This is a genomic window from Psychromonas arctica (genome assembly GCF_036697365.1).
In the GTDB taxonomy this organism is placed as follows: domain Bacteria; phylum Pseudomonadota; class Gammaproteobacteria; order Enterobacterales; family Psychromonadaceae; genus Psychromonas; species Psychromonas arctica_A.
This window is the reverse complement of record NZ_JBAHZA010000015.1, coordinates 14,320-35,126: the sequence shown is the minus strand read 5'-3', so window position 1 is coordinate 35,126 and position 20,807 is coordinate 14,320. Positions and strand designations below refer to the sequence as shown.

Annotated in this window: 10 protein-coding genes; 1 reads left to right on the top strand and 9 read right to left on the bottom strand. The window is 40.4% G+C overall.

The window, feature by feature from the left end; genetic code table 11:
* Window position 1: 1 nt before the first annotated feature.
* Window positions 2–2,527 (bottom strand): nitrite reductase large subunit NirB, encoded by a 2,526-nt coding sequence (gene nirB / locus V5290_RS14600; protein ID WP_333387307.1) that lies wholly within the window; start codon window positions 2,525–2,527, stop codon window positions 2–4.
* Window positions 2,528–3,005: 478 nt separating this feature from the next.
* Between nirB and V5290_RS14595 the strand changes: the two genes are divergently transcribed.
* Window positions 3,006–5,732: a molybdopterin-dependent oxidoreductase gene (locus tag V5290_RS14595; protein WP_333387304.1), complete on the top strand. Its 2,727-nt coding sequence runs from the start codon at window positions 3,006–3,008 to the stop codon at window positions 5,730–5,732.
* A 1,050-nt stretch (window positions 5,733–6,782) separates the two neighbouring features.
* Here V5290_RS14595 and rpoC read toward each other — a convergent pair.
* The 8 genes from rpoC to secE form a co-directional block, all read right to left on the bottom strand.
* Complete coding sequence (gene rpoC / locus V5290_RS14590; protein ID WP_333387302.1) at window positions 6,783–11,003, bottom strand: DNA-directed RNA polymerase subunit beta'; 4,221 nt, start codon at window positions 11,001–11,003, stop codon at window positions 6,783–6,785.
* An 80-nt stretch (window positions 11,004–11,083) separates the two neighbouring features.
* A complete protein-coding gene (gene rpoB, locus V5290_RS14585; RefSeq protein ID WP_333387299.1) occupies window positions 11,084–15,121 on the bottom strand; it encodes a DNA-directed RNA polymerase subunit beta in 4,038 nt (1,345 codons plus the stop codon).
* A gap of 239 nt (window positions 15,122–15,360) precedes the next feature.
* Entirely contained in the window at window positions 15,361–15,726 is a 366-nt protein-coding gene (gene rplL / locus V5290_RS14580) for a 50S ribosomal protein L7/L12 (protein ID WP_290040729.1), read from the bottom strand.
* A gap of 43 nt (window positions 15,727–15,769) precedes the next feature.
* Complete coding sequence (gene rplJ / locus V5290_RS14575; RefSeq protein ID WP_290040730.1) at window positions 15,770–16,273, bottom strand: 50S ribosomal protein L10; 504 nt, start codon at window positions 16,271–16,273, stop codon at window positions 15,770–15,772.
* Between the two features lie 266 nt (window positions 16,274–16,539).
* Window positions 16,540–17,244 carry a 50S ribosomal protein L1 gene (rplA, locus tag V5290_RS14570; protein ID WP_113818377.1) on the bottom strand — a complete coding sequence of 235 codons (705 nt, stop codon included), beginning with the start codon at window positions 17,242–17,244 and terminating at the stop codon, window positions 16,540–16,542.
* A gap of 4 nt (window positions 17,245–17,248) precedes the next feature.
* Window positions 17,249–17,677: a 50S ribosomal protein L11 gene (rplK, locus tag V5290_RS14565; RefSeq protein ID WP_113818378.1), complete on the bottom strand. Its 429-nt coding sequence runs from the start codon at window positions 17,675–17,677 to the stop codon at window positions 17,249–17,251.
* Window positions 17,678–17,959: 282 nt separating this feature from the next.
* Window positions 17,960–18,508 (bottom strand): transcription termination/antitermination protein NusG, encoded by a 549-nt coding sequence (gene nusG, locus V5290_RS14560; protein WP_113818379.1) that lies wholly within the window; start codon window positions 18,506–18,508, stop codon window positions 17,960–17,962.
* A gap of 9 nt (window positions 18,509–18,517) precedes the next feature.
* Window positions 18,518–18,898, bottom strand: coding sequence for a preprotein translocase subunit SecE (gene secE, locus V5290_RS14555; RefSeq protein WP_333387286.1), 381 nt, complete (start codon window positions 18,896–18,898; stop codon window positions 18,518–18,520).
* Between the last annotated feature and the right edge of the window lie 1,909 nt (window positions 18,899–20,807).

Sequence of the window (20,807 nt, the reverse complement as noted above, 5' to 3'; positions counted from 1 at the left end):
ATTAAACTAATTCTGTTATTTCAATTTCTTTTGCTAATGGGAAGCGTTGTCCCCTTACCACTTTGAAAGCAAGACCTGAGTCTTCTTCTTTACTATTAATAAAGTGATTGAAGCGTTTCAGTTTTTCAGGATTCTCAATTGTTGTTTTCCACTCACATTGGTAATTGGCAATGTTATTTTCCATTTCTGATTCTAACTCTGCATTAATATTCAGCGAGTCATCAACCACTACTTTACGTAAGTACTCAATACCGCCTTCTAAGTTTTCTAACCACACTGATGTACGTTGTAAACGATCTGCAGTACGAATATAAAACATGTAAATACGGTCAATATAAGTACGTACTTGTTCGTCAGTTAAATCAGAGGCAAATAAGTCACCGTGGCGAGGACGCATACCACCGTTACCACCGAAGTATAAATTCCATCCACCATCTGTTGCGATTAAACCAAAGTCTTTACCTTGTGCTTCGGCACATTCACGAGTACATCCAGACACACCAAACTTCACTTTATGTGGCGAACGTAAACCTTTGTAACGATTCTCTAGCTCTATAGCGAAACCAATACTGTTTTTAACACCGTAACGACACCAAGTATCACCAACACAAGATTTAACGGTACGTAATGATTTACCGTAAGCGTGTCCAGTTTCAAAACCAGCATCAACTAGTTTTTTCCAGATAGCCGGTAGCTGGTGTAACTGTGCACCAAAAAGATCCACACGCGCTCCACCGGTTACTTTGGTATAAAGATTAAATTCATTAGCTACTTGGCCAATAACAATTAAACCATCAGGCGTGACTTCACCACCAGGCATACGAGGAACCACTGAGTAAGTACCATCTTTTTGCATGTTACCTAGGTAGTTATCATTGGTGTCTTGTAAGCCTACATGTTCATCTTCTAATACGTATTCGTTCCAGTAAGCAGCTAGGATATTAGCCACGGCAGGTTTACAAATTTCACAACCTAAACCTGAACCACATTCATCAAGTAATGCTGAGAATGTTTTAATTTTCTTCACTCGAACGATATCTGCTAACTCTTGACGAGAGTAAGCGAAATGCTCACAAATATCTGTATTTACTTCAAAACCAAGGCTTGCTAGTTCACTGTCTAATACTTGTTTTGCTAACGCTGAACAACCACCACAACCAGTTGCTGCTTTAGTCGATTCTTTAAGGTCACCCATGCTACAACAGCCAGCTGCAACAGCGGCTTTAATGTCACCTTTTGATACATCAAAACATGAACAAATAGCGGCAGTATCAGGTAATGCATCGACCCCCATTCCAGCAGCTTCCTCACCGTCAGCGGCAGGCAGAATTAATACACTTGGATTAGCAGGTAATTCCATGTCGTTTAATTTTAATTGCAGTAATGTACCGTAAGCGTCTACATCACCTACTAGTACTGCACCGACCATTTTTTTGCCATCTGCAGAGACAATTAAACGTTTGTAAACTTGCTCGATTTCATCATGGTAAGTGTAAGATTGTGCACCTGGTGTTTGACCGTGTACTTCACCAATACTCGCTACATCAACACCAAGTAGCTTTAATTTGGTACTCATATCTGCACCAGTAAACTCTATCTCTTTGTCGCCTTGCATATGGGCAGCTGCGACTTTCGCCATTTGATAACCCGGTGCAACTAGACCAAAAATAAAGTTTTCCCATAATGCACATTCACCAATTGCATACACGTCATCAATGTTAGTTTCACAGTGATTATTAATGACAATACCGCCACGCTCACCAATAGCGATGCCACAGGTACGTGCTAATTCATCTTGAGGGCGAATACCCGCAGAGAAGATGATCATATCGGTTTCTAGGAATGAGCCATCGGCAAAATTCATGCGGTAGCGACATTTCTCACCAGCCACTATTTCAGTAGTTGCTTTTTGAGTGTGTACTTGTACACCTAATTCTTCAATTTTACGTTTTAGTAACGCGCCGCCGCCGTCATCTAACTGCACAGCCATTAGGCGCGGAGCGAATTCTACTATGTGTGTTTCTACACCTAGGTTAACAAGTGCATTACCGGCCTCTAGGCCTAATAACCCACCACCGATCACGACACCTACTTTACTGGATTCACCTGATTCAGTGATTTTTTCTAAATCGTCAATGGTACGGTAAACATGACAATGCTCTTGGTCGTTACCAGGAATTGGGGGAACGAAAGGAAATGATCCAGTTGCAAGTACTAGTTTGTCGTAGCTCTCTACGCGGCCACTTGCAGTAATAACATTTTTGTTTGGAAAGTCTAAGTCAACGACCTTGTCATTTAAAACGAATTTAATGCCGTTTTCTTCGTAATAGGCAGCATCTGTTAATGCAAGATCTTCAGCGGTTTTACCTGAAAAAAAGTAACTTAATTGTACTCGGTCGTAAGCTAGGCGGGATTCTTCTGAAAAAGTGATCACTTCAAAGTTATGGTTATCACTACCGATAATTGTATCGATAAACTTATGTCCTACCATGCCGTTACCGACGACAATAACACGTTGCTTGCTCATAGCTATTTCTATCCTTTTTAACATTTCATTGTTACTTCGCTTATTTGTCCTTATAAGCGGCTTAACCATAACACTGCAAAGAAAGCGCCAATAAAATAAAAAATATAAAAAAAATAAATAACCTATATTATTCATGCAATTAGAGCTGACCAACTGAACAAAACTAATAAAAACAATTATTTACAACACACCCGCTTGTTAAATAAATGTAACAAAAGGTGCAAGCCGCACCAATTAAGTGCAGATTTAGAGTTAGTTTATTGATAATTAATTTCTTTCATTTATACACGTAAAAATAAATGCTTATTAATAATTGATTTTAAAGGATAATTTTTTTTATTTTATCTAGTTTGATGAATTGCTCTATTTTGGTCTGCTCTTTGCTGTAAATATGTAGGACAGATATAAAAAATGACATTGATGATATTGAACGAAATAGTATCGGATATATGTGGATGTTAGGGCAAAGAGAGACAAAATGACTCAAAGTAAAGATTTATGGACTAAATCAACCTGTGCATATTGTGGTGTAGGGTGTGGAATCGAAGCACAAATACAAGCATCTGGAGAATTAACAATACGCGGAGATAAATCTCATCCCGCAAATTATGGTGACCTATGCTCTAAAGGATTAGCATTAGGTGAAACCGTCACTCATGAAGGTCGTTTACTTCACCCTTCCATTGATGGCGAGCAAAGCGACTGGGCAACATCACTACAACATGTTGCAGATACTTTTTCACAAACCATCGCAGAGCATGGGCCTGATTCAGTGGCTTTTTATGTATCTGGACAACTTTTAACTGAAGATTATTACGTCGCCAATAAGCTGATGAAGGGCTTTATTGGCAGTGGTAACATCGATACTAATTCTCGATTATGCATGTCTTCTACTGTGGCTGGCCATAAACGAGGTTTTGGCAGTGACACTGTGCCTGGATGTTATGAAGATCTTGATACCGCTGAGTTAGTGGTTATTACAGGCTCTAATTTAGCTTGGTGTCATCCGGTTCTATTCCAACGTTTAAAAAAACAAAAAACACAGCGCGATAATCTTTTCATTGTTGTCATTGACCCAAGAGAAACAGATACCTGCTCCATTGCCGATTTGCATTTAGCAATTCAGCCTGAAACAGATGTTGCACTATTTAATGGTCTCCTCTCTTACCTAGTTGCACACAATAAAATAGATAAAGATTATATTGATAATTACAGTGAAGGTTTTGAAGCAGCTCTAAATAGTGCTCAGCAAGATGCGCAATGTATTCAAGTATTAGCCGAAACTTTACAAGTTAACGAACAAAAAATAGCTTTATTTTTTAAGCATTTCGCAGAGACTGAAAAAGCGATCACTATCTTTTCTCAAGGTGTAAATCAATCGACACAAGGTAGTAACAAGGTAAACAGTATTATTAACTGCCATATTGCGACAGGTCGTATTGGTAAACCAGGTATGGGGCCTTTTTCTGTTACAGGACAACCCAATGCCATGGGTGGCCGTGAAGTGGGTGGTTTAGCGAATACACTTGCAGCTCATATGGAGTTTGGTGATGAGCATGCCAACCAATTGATTAGTGACTTCTGGCGAACTGATACGCTAGCAACACAACCAGGTTTAAAAGCCGTTGACCTATTTGATGCAATGCATCAGGGAAAAATTAAAGCAATTTGGATCATGGCTACTAACCCAGTAGTGAGCATTCCTAATAGTAATAAAGTGAGAGAAGCATTAGAAAAATGTCCTTTTGTGGTAGTTTCTGACTGTATTGCAGAAACAGCCACTACTGAATACGCTAATGTACTTTTGCCAGCACAAGGCTGGAGTGAAAAATCAGGAACGGTAACTAATTCAGAACGCCGCATCTCTAGACAAAGACGTTTACTGTCTAGCCCTGGCGTTGCCAAGCCAGATTGGTGGATCATGAGTGAAGTGGCAAAACGTATGGGATTTGCTGAGGCCTTTAACTTCTTGCATGAAGGAGAAGTCTTCTCTGAATTTGCTAAAATGACCACTTTAGATAATGAAAACGGCCTTAACCGAGATTTGAATTTAATTGGTTTAACCCAACTTGATGCTAAGGGTTACAGTCAGTTAACGCCGCAACAATGGCCTGTTACTGAGCTACAAACAGAGGTTGTACAACAACGCTTATTTGCTGATAAACAATTTTTTACAACGTCTAAAAAAGCACAATTTGTTGCTGTTTCATCAACGCCTATAGTTAACAGTTCTACTCCATCATTAATTAAGTACCCGTTAATTGTCAACAGTGGTCGAATCCGAGACCAATGGCATACCATGACAAGAACTGGATTATCGAGTCGATTAGCAGCGCATATTACAGAGCCTTTTGTTGCAATCCACCCAGATGATGCTGCACCTTTATCTATTGAAGATAATAATTTAGTGGCGATTAACAGTCCGCAAGGGGCAATGTTAGTTAGAGCTTTGCTCACTAAGCAGCAAAAAGTCGGACAGATATTTACGCCAATTCATTGGAATAGACAAACAGCTAAAACTGCTAATGTGTGTAATTTAGTGAATGATGATAATGATCCAGTCTCTGGTCAGCCGGCTTTGAAATCAACGCAGGCAAATATCAAAAAATGGCAATATCAGAGTGAAGCGATGTTACTGAGTCGATCACAACTCGATTTAGACCAGTTTGATTATTGGGTGAAGCAAAAAGTCGAGCAAGGTTATCTATACCGTATTGCGGATGAATGCCCTCCTTCTAAACTCGCTGAATCACTTCAGGCGCTATTAGATAACAAATCAGGTAAAACTTTACAGTTTGCTAGTACAGATAGTACACAGCAGATGCTATACCGCTATGCATTCATTCAGAACAGCCAGTTAAATAATGCTTACATAGCTTCGGATAAACTAACTAATCACTCTTTAGATTGGTTACAGAGTGTATTAGACATGCCTTTAGATGGCAGTATCGAACAAACACTTATTTCTGGACAGGTGAAAGGTAAACTCGCTCAAGGTAAGATTATTTGTGCCTGTAAACAAGTGGGGATCAATACCATCACTGATGCGATTGTGGAACAAGGTTGTTCGACGCTAGACAGCATTAAAGAATGTACCAGCGCTGGTACAGGTTGTGGTAGCTGCTTACCGGAAGTACAAAGCATTTTGGATGAGAAACAAGAAACCATTACACAACGCATTCAAATCGAAGAATTTGTGGCTTAAGGTTTTGGTTCGCTTAATCTCGCTAACGCTATTCATCACCATTAAGCAATGATATGCAGTAAAACGTGACGTAGCTTTATCTATCGAAGCTACGTCATATTTTGACTTTGTTAGCACGAAGAATCTATTAAAGTTGCCAAACATCTTTTATGGGCCGCTGACTTTAGTCTGCAATGGGGTAATGTGTTGGATTTGGTTTATTGTTTGTAAAAGCGGTATAGAAGCTTAAAAATCAACACAAAAAGATCTGCAGGCTGAAGCCAGCGCCCCTAATATCAAGCTACGCTTAATAGCTATCGCCACGTAATTGTATTTATCTACAAAATAATACACCATCAAAAATCGGAGCTAATACTAGTATGCGATGGCTCGCATACTGGCAGGCTAAAGCCAGCGCCCCGAATATCAAGCTAGGCTTGATAGCTACCGCAACGTAATTGTATTTATCTGCGAGATAATACGACATCCCCCTTAGAGTTATTCATCTGTGTATATGTACCAAAACTACGAAAATATTTTTTTATGTTTGCCATACCCCATCTAATCCACGAAATATCTTTTGATGTTATTAATGATGTAGGTTTATAAAAATTACGACACATTTTTTCGGGGCGCTGGCTTTAGCCTGCAGTTTTTTTGTGTTGATTTTGTCTTTTGACTTTAAGCTTTTTTGTTATTCATTAGTTCGCTCATCGGAGCTAATACTCGTATGCGATGGCTCGCATACTGGCAGGCTAAAGCCTGTGCCCCTTAAATTAGACTTCGTCTAATCGCTATCGCTACTTGCTTGTGATTATTTATCGGTTTTACGAAGCATCTTCTGACTTCGTTACTTATGTTATCTGTGAATATTACTAACATGTTTTGAATTTGGGCGCTGAGCGAATTAGCCGACAGGCTAGGGTAATGAGCGGAAGAGCTCTGCGATTCCTTTTTTTAATCTGCAGTGCTTTGACTTGTGTGTTGAACTTTCTGCTCAAATTTTAGGTATAAAAAAAGGTGCCGAAGCACCTTTTTTCTAAAGCAAAATTAATTGCTTATATTCACTACTTACTCACCAAAATCTACGGCGTTTAGTAAGTCAGCTAAGTTTTGCTCAGCTGCTTCAACGTCGATGATTGGCTCTTCTACTACTGGCTCAAGCTCTTTCGCTTTCGCTGCAGCACGAGTACGGTGATGTGCAAAACCAGTACCAGCTGGAATCAAGCGACCTACGATTACATTCTCTTTCAAGCCATGTAATTGGTCACATTTACCTGCAACAGCAGCTTCCGTAAGAACACGTGTTGTTTCTTGGAAAGATGCAGCTGAAATAAATGATTCAGTAGCTAGTGATGCTTTAGTAATACCTAGTAACTGGTATTCAAACTTAGCAACGATTTTACCTTCAGCTTCAAGTTTACGGTTTTCAATGATAACGCGTGCAACTTCAGCTTGTTCACCCACTAAGAATGCAGTGTCGCCGGCATCAGTGATGATACATTTACGTAGCATTTGGTTAACGATAACTTCGATGTGCTTATCATTAATTTTTACACCTTGTAAACGGTATACTTCTTGTACTTCGTTTGTGATGTAGTTAGCCACTGGACTAATACCACGTAGACGAAGAATGTCATGAGGAGACTCAGGACCGTCAGAAATAACTTCACCTTTTTCAATCTTCTCACCTTCGAAGATGTTTAGGTGACGCCATTTAGGGATCATCTCTTCATATACATCACCGTCAGGTTTAGTAATTACTAAACGACGTTTACCTTTGGTTTCTTTACCAAATGATAATGTACCAGACACTTCCGCAAGGATGGCAGCATCTTTAGGCGTACGTGCTTCGAATAAATCGGCTACGCGAGGTAGACCACCCGTGATATCACGAGTCTTCGAGCTTTCTTGTGGGATACGTGCAACCGCGTCACCAACTCGTACTTTAGCACCATCTTCTAGACTAACGATTGCTTTTGCAGGTAATGCATATTGCGCAGCAACATCAGTACCAGGAATGAATAAATCATTACCTTTAGCATCAACAAGTTTAGTCATTGGACGCATTTCTTTACCAGCACTTGGACGTTGTGCAGGGTCAATAACAACAATACTAGATAGACCCGTTAGTTCATCTGTTTGTTTGTCAATTGTTACGCCTTCAATGAAGTCTAGGAACTCGATAGTACCTTCCACCTCAGTGATGATTGGATGCGTATGCGGGTCCCAGTTAGCGATGATTTCGCCAGCTGTGATAGCTTCGCCATCTGCTTTTTCAAGTACAGCACCGTAAGGAAGACGATGGTTTTCTTTGGTACGACCTAGTTCATCGATTACTGTTAATTCAGTAGAACGAGATGTGATAACGACTTTGTTATCAGAGTTAGTTACAAACTTAGCGTTATGTAATTTAACTTTACCTGTGTTCTTAACTTGAATACTGTTTTCAGATGCAGCTCGAGATGCAGCACCACCGATGTGGAACGTACGCATCGTTAACTGTGTACCCGGTTCACCGATTGATTGTGCAGCCATAACACCAACAGCTTCACCTTGACCAACCATGTGTCCACGAGCCAAGTCACGGCCGTAACATTGTGCACAAGCACCGAAGTCAGTGTTACAAGTAATTACTGAGCGAACCCATACTTGGTCAACAGATGCTTCTTCGATTAAGTCACAGTATTTTTCGTCTAGTAATACGTTACGTGCGATTAATACTTCGTTATCTGTACCTGGTTTGATGATGTCACGAGCAACAACACGACCTAGTACACGTTCACGAAGTGGTTCAACAACGTCACCACCTTGGATTAACGGCGTTACTAATAGACCTTCTTCACTACCACAATCTTCTTCTGTGATAACTAAATCTTGTGCAATATCAACAAGACGACGAGTTAGGTAACCCGAGTTTGCTGTTTTAAGTGCTGTATCGGCTAGACCTTTACGTGCACCATGCGTCGAGATAAAGTACTGAAGTACGTTTAGACCTTCACGGAAGTTAGCTACGATAGGTGTTTCGATGATTGAACCATCCGGTTTAGCCATCAGACCACGCATACCCGCTAGCTGACGAATCTGAGCGGCACTACCACGTGCACCCGAGTCGGCCATCATGTAAACGCTGTTAAACGAATCTTGCTGAACTTCTTCACCTTTCGCTGTTAAGACTGTGTCTTTAGAAAGGTTTTCCATCATCGCCTTAGCAACTTGCTCATTCGCACTTGCCCAGATATCGATAACTTTATTGTAACGCTCACCCGCAGTAACAAGACCGGCTTGGAATTGCTCTTGGATTTCTAGTACTTCCGCTTCAGCTTCGTCAACTAATGTTTTCTTAGCGTCTGGGATAACCATATCGTTGATACCAACAGAGGCACCAGATAGTGTTGCGTACTCAAAACCTGTGTACATTAATTGGTCAGCAAAGATAACTGTATCTTTAATACCTAGTAGACGGTAACAAGCATTCAATACGTTAGAGATAGCTTTTTTGCCCATGTTCAAATCAACATGCTCGAACGGTAAACCTTCAGGCATGATTAACGATAAGATGGCACGACCAATCGTCGTTTCAACTAAACCAGTAGTTGATGTACGAGATTTGTCTTCAGCAATGTGTACTTGAGTCATACGAACTTTAACAATTGCTTGTAAGTCTACAACGCCAGCACGGTATGCTTTTTCAGCTTCTTTAGCATTTTGGAAGTACATGCCTTCACCACGTGCATTAATGCGCGTACGAGTCATGTAGTACAAACCAAGTACAACGTCTTGAGAAGGTACGATAATCGGCTCACCATTTGCAGGTGATAGGATGTTATTCGTAGACATCATCAAGGTACGAGCTTCAAGCTGTGCTTCAATTGTTAACGGTACGTGTACCGCCATTTGGTCACCATCGAAGTCGGCGTTGTATGCCGCACAAACTAATGGATGCAATTGAATCGCTTTACCTTCGATTAATACAGGTTCAAATGCTTGGATACCTAGTCTGTGAAGTGTTGGTGCACGGTTAAGTAGCACTGGATGTTCACGGATAACACCTTCTAGGATGTCCCAAACTTCACCACCTTCACGGTCAACTAATTTCTTAGCTGCTTTGATAGTAGTAGCAAGACCTAATGCTTCTAACTTACCGTATACGAATGGTTTGAATAGTTCTAATGCCATCTTCTTCGGAAGACCACATTGGTGTAAACGTAGAGATGGACCAACTGTGATTACAGAACGGCCAGAGTAATCTACACGTTTACCTAGTAAGTTTTGACGGAAACGACCTTGCTTACCTTTGATCATATCTGCAAGCGATTTTAGAGGACGTTTGTTAGAGCCAGTGATAGCTCGGCCACGACGACCATTATCTAATAACGCATCAACAGACTCTTGTAACATACGTTTTTCGTTACGTACGATGATATCTGGTGCAGCTAGTTCTAGAAGACGTTTTAGACGGTTATTACGGTTAATAACACGACGGTATAAGTCATTTAGATCAGAAGTAGCGAAACGACCGCCATCTAGTGGTACTAGAGGACGTAAATCAGGTGGAAGTACTGGAAGTACTGTTAAGATCATCCACTCTGGTTTGTTTGAAGACTGGTGGAAAGATTCAACCAATTTCAGACGTTTAGTCAGTTTCTTACGACGTGTTTCAGAATTAGTCGATTCTAACTCTTCACGCATACCTTTGATTTCGTGCTCAAGGTCAAGGTCTTTAAGTAGTGCAAATACGGCTTCAGCGCCCATCATTGCATCAAACTCATCGCCCCATTGCTCTAGGTTATCTAGGTACTCTTCTTCAAGCAGGATTTGGCCACGCTCAAGATCAGTCATACCTGGTTCAACAACCACGAATGATTCAAAGTAAAGGATACGTTCGATATCACGTAACGTCATATCTAGCATTAAGCCGATACGAGACGGAAGTGATTTAAGGAACCAAATGTGTGCAACAGGTGATGCTAATTCGATGTGCCCCATACGGTCACGACGAACTTTAGCTTGAGTAACCTCAACACCACATTTTTCACAAATAACACCACGATGTTTAAGGCGTTTGTATTTACCACATAAACATTCGTAATCTTTGATAGGACCAAAGATACGTGCACAGAATAAACCTTCACGTTCAGGTTTAAATGTACGGTAGTTAATTGTTTCAGGCTTTTTAACTTCACCAAAAGACCATGAACGGATCATTTCAGGTGATGCTAAACCGATTTTAATACCATCGAATTCTTTGGTTTTATTTTGTTGCTTTAAAAACTTGAGTAAGTCTTTCACGCTACTCTCCCATTAGGAGTTAAAACTAGGTGCCTCAACAAACAAGACACCACATATGTACTTCAGCCGACTGCTAATGCTTAGCCGTTTTCTTCATCTAACTCGATGTTGATGCTTAATGAACGGATCTCTTTCAACAATACGTTGAATGACTCAGGCATGCCTGGTTCCATTCTATGGTCACCGTCAACGATGTTTTTATACATCTTAGTACGACCATTCACATCATCCGATTTAACCGTTAGCATTTCTTGAAGTGTGTAAGCAGCACCGTAAGCTTCTAGTGCCCATACTTCCATCTCACCGAAACGCTGGCCACCGAACTGAGCTTTACCACCAAGTGGTTGCTGAGTAACCAAGCTGTAAGAACCTGTTGAACGTGCATGCATTTTATCATCAACCAAGTGGTTAAGTTTTAACATGTACATGTAACCAACGGTTACTGGACGTTCAAATGGGATACCCGTACGACCATCAGTTAGTTGTAATTGACCAGATTCTGGTAAATCAGCTAAACGTAATAGTTCACGGATTTCACTTTCGTGAGCGCCATCAAATGCAGGTGTTGCTACTGGTAAACCTTTGTATAGGTTTTTAGCAAGACGTAATACTGCGTCATCATCGAAGTCATTTAAGTCTACGTGACAAGGTGCATCACCAAATGAGTATAGTTTTTGCACGTATTCACGTACTTTACCGATCTCAACTTCACGTTGATCTTTGATCATACGTTGTAGTTTTTCACCAACACCTTTAGCCGCTAGGCCTAAGTGAGTTTCTAAGATCTGACCGATGTTCATTCGTGATGGTACACCCAATGGGTTAAGTACGATATCAACTGGAACACCAAACTCATCATGAGGCATATCTTCAACAGGAACGATGTTTGAGATAACACCTTTGTTACCGTGACGACCAGCCATTTTATCACCTGGTTGTAGGCGACGACGTACCGCAAGGTAAACCTTAACAATTTTTTGTACACCCGGTGCTAAGTCATCACCTTGTGTAATCTTACGACGTTTAAGATCAAACTCTTTATCGTAGTCTGCTTTAACTTCGTCGTATTGTGCATTGATTTGGTCTAAGTGCGTTTGCTTTTCGTTGTCAGAAAGCACGATATCGAACCACTGTGCCTTAGGCATTTGTAGTAGACGCGCTTCTTCTTGTCCAGCAGACACTAATAGATTTAATGCTTTTTCGTGGATTGCGTTTTCTAAGATCTTGAACTTCTCAGTTAAATCTTTCTTCGCAGCACGTAATTGCATTTCTTCGATTTCTAATGCACGTTTATCTTTCTCAACGCCGTCACGAGTAAAGACTTGAACGTCAATTACTGTTGCGTAAGTAGAGTTAGATACACGTAGTGAGCTATCTTTAACATCAGATGCTTTCTCACCGAAGATTGCACGTAATAGTTTTTCTTCTGGCGTAAGTTGTGTTTCACCTTTAGGTGTTACTTTACCTACTAAGATATCACCTGGTTTAACTTCAGCACCAACATAAACAATACCAGACTCATCTAGTTTGCTTAATGCAGATTCACCAACGTTAGGGATATCCGCAGTGATCTCTTCAGTACCCAATTTAGTTTCACGTGCAATACATGAGAACTCTTGGATATGGATCGTAGTGAAACGATCTTCTTGAGATACACGCTCAGAAATAAGGATTGAATCCTCAAAGTTGTAACCGTTCCAAGGCATGAAGGCAATCTTCATGTTTTGGCCAAGTGCTAAATCACCCATATCAGTCGATGGACCATCGGCTAATACGTCACCGCGAACAATTGGCTCGCCAGGTTTACACGTTGGTTTTTGGTTAATACAAGTGTTCTGATTCGAACGAGTGTATTTAGTTAAGTTGTAGATATCGATACCCGCTTCACCAGCTAGTAACTCATCATCAGCAACTTTAACAACGATACGAGATGCATCAACGTAATCGATTACACCACCGCGCTTAGCGATGATAGTAACACCAGAGTCGATAGCAAGACGACGTTCGATACCTGTACCTACTAATGGCTTATCAGCACGTAGTGTTGGTACAGCTTGACGTTGCATGTTCGCACCCATTAAGGCACGGTTAGCATCATCGTGTTCTAAGAACGGGATAAGTGACGCAGCAACAGAGATGATCTGTTGTGGTGACACATCCATATAATCGATGTCATTTGGTCCCATAAAGGTAGTTTCACCTTTATGACGACACGGAATCATCTCTTCATCTAGTAAGCCATTTTCATTAACGTTAGCAGATGCCTGTGCGATAACGAAAGTACCCTCTTCGATAGCTGATAAGTATTCAACTTGATCAGAAGGTTTACCATCAACTACTTTACGGTAAGGTGTTTCTAAGAAACCGTAGCTGTTAGTACGTGAGAACGTTGCTAACGAGTTGATAAGACCGATGTTTGGTCCCTCTGGCGTTTCGATTGGACATAAACGACCGTAGTGAGTTGCGTGAACGTCACGTACTTCGAAGCCAGCACGTTCACGTGTTAGACCACCAGGACCTAATGCAGAGATACGACGCTTATGTGTTACTTCTGATAACGGGTTATTTTGGTCCATGAACTGAGATAGTTGTGAAGAACCAAAGAACTCTTTAACAGCAGCAGAAATAGGTTTTGCATTGATCAGATCTTGCGGCATAGTTGCATCAAGGTCGCCTAAAGATAGACGCTCTTTAACAGCACGTTCTACACGTACTAAACCAACACGGAATTGGTTTTCTGCCATTTCACCTACACAACGAATACGACGGTTACCAAGGTGATCGATATCATCAACTTCGCCATTACCGTTACGGATATCAATCAGTGTTTTCATTACACTTAAGATATCTTCGTTAGATAGGATACCAGGACCTTCATCGCCATCGATGCCAACACGACGGTTGAACTTCATACGACCTACTTTAGATAAGTCATAACGTTCTTCAGCAAAGAATAAGTTTTGGAATAAACCTTCAGCAGCATCTTTTGTTGGTGGCTCACCAGGACGCATCATACGGTAGATTTCTACTAACGCTTCTAAACGGTTAGTTGAAGAATCAACACGTAATGTGTCAGAGATGAAAGCACCACAATCTAATTCATTAGTGTAGATAGCTTCGAAAGTTTTGATACCTGATTGAGCAAGTTCAGCTAATAGTTCTAGCGTGAATACATCATTTGCATTAACGATGATTTCGCCAGTTTCGCTGCTGATGTAATCTTTAGCAGATACTTTGCCTTCTAAGTGTTCAAATGGTACTTCGATATGTTTAACGCCATCTTTTTCAAGCTGACGAATATGACGAGCAGTAATACGCTTGCCACCTTCAACATAAGTAGTACCTTTGCTCACGATGTCAAAATTGAACTGTTCACCACGTAAACGGTCTGCAATTAGTGCCATAGTGATCACACCATCTTTAATTACAAACTCAGTTGTATCAAAGAAGATGTCTAGGATTTGTTCTGTTGTGTACTCAAGTGCACGTAACATGATCGTTGCAGGTAATTTACGACGACGGTCAATACGAACAAATAAGTTATCTTTCGGGTCAAATTCAAAATCCAACCAAGAACCACGGTAAGGGATAACACGTGCGTTATATAACACTTTACCCGAACTGTGTGTTTTACCTTTATCATGATCAAAGAAAACGCCAGGAGAACGGTGTAATTGTGAAACAATAACACGCTCTGTACCATTGATTACAAAGGTACCATTTTCTGTCATGAGTGGCATTTCGCCCATGTAAACTTCTTGTTCACGGATATCTTTAACCGTACCTGCTGGTGCATCGCGGTCATAAATAACAAGACGTAATTTTACACGTAAAGAAGCAGAGTATGTTACTCCGCGGATTTGGCATTCTTTGACATCAAATACGGGATCGCCTAAACGGTAACTAACATATTGTAGCTCCGACGTACCTGAGTAACTAGCGATAGGAAAGATGCTGTTAAAAGCAGCTTCTAGGCCTACTTCTCCAGTTAGATCGACTTCAATGAATCGTTTGAATGAATCTAGTTGAATTTCCAACAAGTATGGTTTTTCCATAACTTGTGGACGTTTCCCAAAATCCTTACGAATACGTTTTTTCTCAGTATAAGAGTAACCCATGTGGTTCCTTTGCTCGCTGATAAAATTGGTCATAGTTGTCTGGCTTGGTTTGAATCTTTAATTAGACAACGGCGGCACATTATTTTGGTGTTAATGATGCGTTCTATAACATCACCTTAAGCGTCCGATGACCGTAAAAAATAATGATAAATCACGGTATCCTATAGCGCAAAAAGGCCGGTGATTAAATAATCACCAGCCAATGCCATTTTCATGGCTAATAAGTTAGGTAGTCTAACTTATTTAAGTTCAGCAGTAGCACCGATTTCTTCTAGCTCTTTCTTGAATGCTTCAGCTTCGTCTTTCGAGATGCCTTCTTTCAATACAGCTGGGCAAGATTCAACAGCTTCTTTAGCTTCTTTCAGGCCTAGACCTGTGATGCCACGTACAGCTTTGATTGCTTTAACTTTGTTCTCACCGAATGCAGTAAGTACTAGGTTGAATTCAGTTTGCTCAGCAGCAGCTTCGCCTGCAGCAGCAGGACCTGCAGCAACAGCAGCAGCAGATACACCGAATTTTTCTTCCATTGCTTCGATTAGTTCAACAACTTCCATTACAGATAGTTCTGCAACAGCATCAATGATTTGGTCTTTAGTAAGAGACATGAGTCAATTCCTATATATAGATTATAAAATGGTATTACAGCAATTACGCTGCAGATTCTTCTTTCTGGTCGCGTAATGCAGCCAGAGTACGTACAAGTTTGCCAGCTGCAGCTTCTTTCATAGTAGCCATCAGTTTCGCAATTGCTTCGTCGTATGTTGGTAATGTCGCTAGACGGTCGATTTGAGCGGCTTCAATGAATTCACCCTCAAATGCTAATCCTTTAACTTCAAACTTTTCGTTTGCTTTAGCGAAGTCTTTTAAAAGACGTGCTGCAGCACCCGGATGTTCGTTTGAAAATGCAAGGATAGTAGGACCGGTAAACGTTTCTGCCAGACATGCAAAGTCAGTACCTTCAACTGCACGACGTGCTAGTGTGTTACGAATAACTCGTAAAAATACACCGTTTGCACGTGCTGCTGCACGAAGTTCAGTCATTGCACCTACTGTTACACCGCGTGAATCGGCAGTTACAGCAGACAGAGCGCCTTTAGCAGCTTCGTTGACTTCAGCAACAATAGCTTGTTTGTCTTCGAGTCTTAATGCCATTTGGTTTTACTCCTGGATTCCACTAGGTTTTACCCTAGATAAACACCCCCACCTGATGGTGAGGCACTATTTTGGTTTCGGATCCAGTAGAATAATCTTTCTGGGGTCCGGTACCATCTACGCAGGAAATTAAGTCAATTCAAAGAACTAACACCTGCGGTCTAAGAAGGGACCTAAGGCCCTCCAAAGTAAGGTCGCATATTATACAAGCAATACGCGGCCTTGTATAGTCACTAAATGATTAATCACTCAGTGACTATAAAAAATTACGCTACTACTGTTACTAGAGTTGCTTGGTCAACTTTAACGCCAGCACCCATAGTTGTAGATAGAGAAACTTTCTTGATAAATTGACCTTTAGCGCCTGATGGTTTTGCTTTTTTAAGAGCAATAATCAATGCTTCTAGGTTTTCTTTAATTTGTTCACCAGTAAATGTCGCTTTACCGATTGTAGAATGGATAATACCATTCTTGTCGTTACGGTAACGAACCTGACCAGCTTTAGCATTTTTAACTGCTTCAGCAACGTTAGGTGTAACTGTACCAACTTTCGGGTTAGGCATTAGGCCACGTGGACCTAAGATTTGACCTAATTGACCAACAACACGCATAGCGTCTGGTGATGCAATTACTACGTCAAAATCCATTTCGCCAGCTTTAACTTGAGCAGCAAGATCGTCCATACCAACGATATCCGCACCAGCAGCTTTAGCAGCTTCTGCGTTAGCGCCTTGTGTGAATACAGCAACACGAACTTCACGTCCAGTACCGTGTGGTAATACAGTTGCGCCACGTACGTTTTGATCACTACGACGAGGATCAACACCTAGGTTAACTGCAACATCAATGCTTTCGCTGAATTTAGCTGTAGCAAACTTTTGTAAAAGTGCTACTGCTTCATTGATTTCGTATTCTTTAGTTCCGTCAACTTCTGCACGGATAGCTGTCATGCGTTTAGATAATTTAGCCATTGTATTAACCCTCTACTTCCAGACCCATAGAACGAGCAGAACCCGCAATACAACGTACCATCGCTTCAAGATCGGCACCCGTTAAATCAACTTCTTTCGCTTTAGCGATTTCTTCAAGTTGAGCAACTGTTACTTTACCTACTTTATCTTTGTTAGGTACAGCAGAACCAGATTTGATGCCAGCAGCTTTCTTAAGTAAGTAAGATGCAGGTGGAGTCTTAGTTTCGAACGTAAAAGAACGGTCAGCATATACTGTAATTACTACAGGAACTGGAGCGCCTTTTTCTTGAGCTTCTGTTTTTGCATTGAATGCTTTACAGAATTCCATGATGTTAACACCGTGTTGACCTAGAGCTGGACCAACTGGTGGTGACGGGTTTGCCATACCAGCTGAAACTTGCAGCTTGATATATGCGGTTACTTTCTTAGCCATGATATATTACCTTTATTTGGGTATAACGCTGAAATAATCAGCTTCCCGTAAAAACGTAAGTGACTGCCTTATAGCAGCCAACTCGAACCCCAACCTTTTGATATTTTAAAATGCATTAAAACAGCAAATAAATTGGGCGGCGAATTATAACGTCATCAACACCTTTTCCACAAGATCTTTTGGCGTTTTTTTGAGCGTTTTATTTAATTAAACTTCAGAAAACAAAAAAGCCAATAAGAATGACCTTATTGGCTTTTCAAAATCGCATTTAAAAATGCTTAATTAGTTCTTTTCAACTTGAGAAAATTCAAGTTCAACTGGTGTTGCACGACCAAAGATAGAAACAGATACTTTTAAACGGCTCTTATCGTAGTCAACTTCTTCAACAGTACCAGAGAAGTCAGCAAATGGACCATCAGTAACACGAACCACTTCACCCGCTTCGAATAAAGTACGTGGACGAGGCGTATCATGAGACTCTTGTAAACGGTTTAAGATGTTATCAACTTCCTTCTTAGAGATAGGTGCAGGACGTTCTGCAGTACCGCCAATGAAGCCCATAACACGGTCGATGCTTTTCACTAAGTGCCAGCTATCGTCGTTCATTGCCATTTCTACTAACACGTAACCAGGGAAGAATTTACGCTCACTCTTACGTTTTTGACCAGCACGCATTTCAACTACTTCTTCAGTAGGGACTAAGATTTGTCCGAAGTGCTCTTCCATCTCATTTAGACGAATATGCTCTAATAATGTTTTTTGTACACGGCCTTCGTAACCAGAAAAGGCTTGCACGACATACCATCTCTTTTTTTGAACTTCTTCAGTCATAATAAACCCTTAAATTGAGGTAGTGATAAACGATACGACACGAACAAAAATGCCATCAAGACCCCATAGCACTAAACCAACAATTGTTGATACTGCTAAGATGATTAATGTAGTTTGTACGGTTTCTTGGCGGGTAGGCCAAACAACTTTACGTACTTCAAGACGAGCATCCTTAGCAAAGCCAAGGAACGTTTTGCCTTTTTCAGTAAATGCAGCAGAAAGAACCGCTAAAGCAGCTAGTACTAGCAGTACAGCTACACGTAATACAACATGTGTTTCTTCACCGTATAAATAATTACCAACGATCACTGCCGCTAATAATAAAACGGTAATAGTCCATTTCAACCCATCAAGTGAGCTTTTGCTGTTTTCAGAATTTACTGTACTCATAACGCTTTGTATCCACTGTTAAAATTAATAATACCAATCTTAGCGCAATTGCTAAGAGGTAAAACAACAACTTTTTATTTAGCTATTGTTTAATAGATGAAAGACCGCTTTTTATATTAAGCTAAGTCGCCACCTAAAAATAAAGCACGTAAGTATAAGGATTTTTCTCTCTTTTGTAACCAGAAAAGATACAAAAAGTTCAATTCTTATTGATTAAATTCAAAACAAGTATGATAAACCCTATCCATCAGGCTCAAAAGATACTTTGTAATATCTGCAGATAAATGCAAAAAACAGCGATAGCTATCATGCGTAGCATTATATTCAGGGCGCATGCTTTAGCTTGTAGATCTTTTTGTGTTTGTAGTTAAAGTTTCATAAATCACTTTTTACAAAGCAGTAAGCCCAAAGTCAACACACTAAAATCAAAACACTGCAGGCTAAAGCCAGCGCCCCTTAAAAGATGTTTCGTAACTTTTATAGATAACGTAAATAATAAAGCTACAGTTGTTTCGTTGAATTAATTAAGAAACAAACACAAATAAACAGCGGCAGCCATCATGCTTAACATGATATTCGGGGCGCAGGCTTTAGCCTGCAGATCTTTTTTGTGTTTGTAGTTAAAGTTTCATAAATCACTTTTACGAAGCAGTAACCCCAAAGTCAACACACTAAAATCAAAACACTGCAGGCTAAAAAAGGAATCGCAGTGCTCATCCGCTCATTGCACTAGGCTATCGCCTAGTTCGCCATGCGCCCCTTAAAAGGTGTTTCGTAACTTTTTATAGATAACGTAAGTAATAAAGCTACAGTTGTTTCGTTGAATTAATTAAGAAAGAAACAAACACAAATAAACAGCGACAGCTATCATGCGTAACATGATATTCGGGGTGCTGACTTTAGCCTACAGATCTTTTTTGTGTTTGTAGTTAAAGTTTCATCAATCACTTTTTACAAAGCAGTAAACCCAAAGCCAACACACTAAAATCAAAACACTGCAGGCTGAAGCCAGCGCCCCTTAAAAGATGTTTCGTAACTTTTACAGATAACGTAAATAATAAAGCTATAGTTGTTTCGTTGAATGAATTAAGAAACAAACACAAATAAACAGCGACAGCTATCAGACGAACTCAGATAAAAGGGGCGAAGTAACTTTAGTGAGTGTTACGTAAACCTTAAACCTTGAAACATACTTTGTAATATCCGCCGATAAATGCAAAAGAGCAGCGATAGCTACCATGCGCAGCATGATATTCGGGGCGCTGACTTTAGCCTACAGATCTTTTTGTGTTTGTAGTTAAATTTTCATAAATCACTTTTACGAAGCAGTAACCTCAAAGTCAACACACAAGGCAAAACACTGCAGGCTAAAAAAAGGAATCGCAGTGCTCATCCGCTCATTGCACTAGGCTATCGCCTAATTCGCCATGCGCCCCTTAAAAGATGTTTCGTAACTTTTATAGATAACGTAAATAATAAAGCTACAGTTGTTTCGTTGAATTAATTAAGAAACAAACACAAATAAACAGCGGCAGCCATCATGCGTAACATGATATTCGGGGCGCTGGCTTTAGCCTGCAGATCTTTTTGTGTTTGTAGTTAAAGTTTCATAAATCACTTTTACGAAGCAGTAACCCCAAAGTCAACACACAAGGCAAAACACTGCAGGCTAAAAAAAGGAATCGCAGTGCTCATCCGCTCATTGCACTAGGCTATCGCCTAATTCGCCATGCGCCCCTTTAAAAGATGTGAAGTAACATTAGTGAATGTTACGTAAACCTTAAACCTTGAAACATACTTTGTAATATCCGTCGATAAGTGCAAAAGAGCAGCGGTAGCTATCATGCGTAGTATAATATTCGGGGCGCTGGACGAATCAATCGTCAGATTGGTCTTATGAGCGGGTAAG

Bases quoted from the DNA above. Each gene is read 5' to 3' on its own strand.
- nirB (WP_333387307.1), bottom strand. From the start codon at position 2,527: ATGAGCAAGCAACGTGTTATTGTCGTCGGTAACGGCATGGTAGGACAT.
- V5290_RS14595 (WP_333387304.1), top strand. From the start codon at position 3,006: ATGACTCAAAGTAAAGATTTATGGACTAAATCAACCTGTGCATATTGT.
- rpoB (WP_333387299.1), bottom strand. From the start codon at position 15,121: ATGGGTTACTCTTATACTGAGAAAAAACGTATTCGTAAGGATTTTGGG.
- rplL (WP_290040729.1), bottom strand. From the start codon at position 15,726: ATGTCTCTTACTAAAGACCAAATCATTGATGCTGTTGCAGAACTATCT.
- rplJ (WP_290040730.1), bottom strand. From the start codon at position 16,273: ATGGCATTAAGACTCGAAGACAAACAAGCTATTGTTGCTGAAGTCAAC.
- rplA (WP_113818377.1), bottom strand. From the start codon at position 17,244: ATGGCTAAATTATCTAAACGCATGACAGCTATCCGTGCAGAAGTTGAC.
- rplK (WP_113818378.1), bottom strand. From the start codon at position 17,677: ATGGCTAAGAAAGTAACCGCATATATCAAGCTGCAAGTTTCAGCTGGT.
- nusG (WP_113818379.1), bottom strand. From the start codon at position 18,508: ATGACTGAAGAAGTTCAAAAAAAGAGATGGTATGTCGTGCAAGCCTTT.
- secE (WP_333387286.1), bottom strand. From the start codon at position 18,898: ATGAGTACAGTAAATTCTGAAAACAGCAAAAGCTCACTTGATGGGTTG.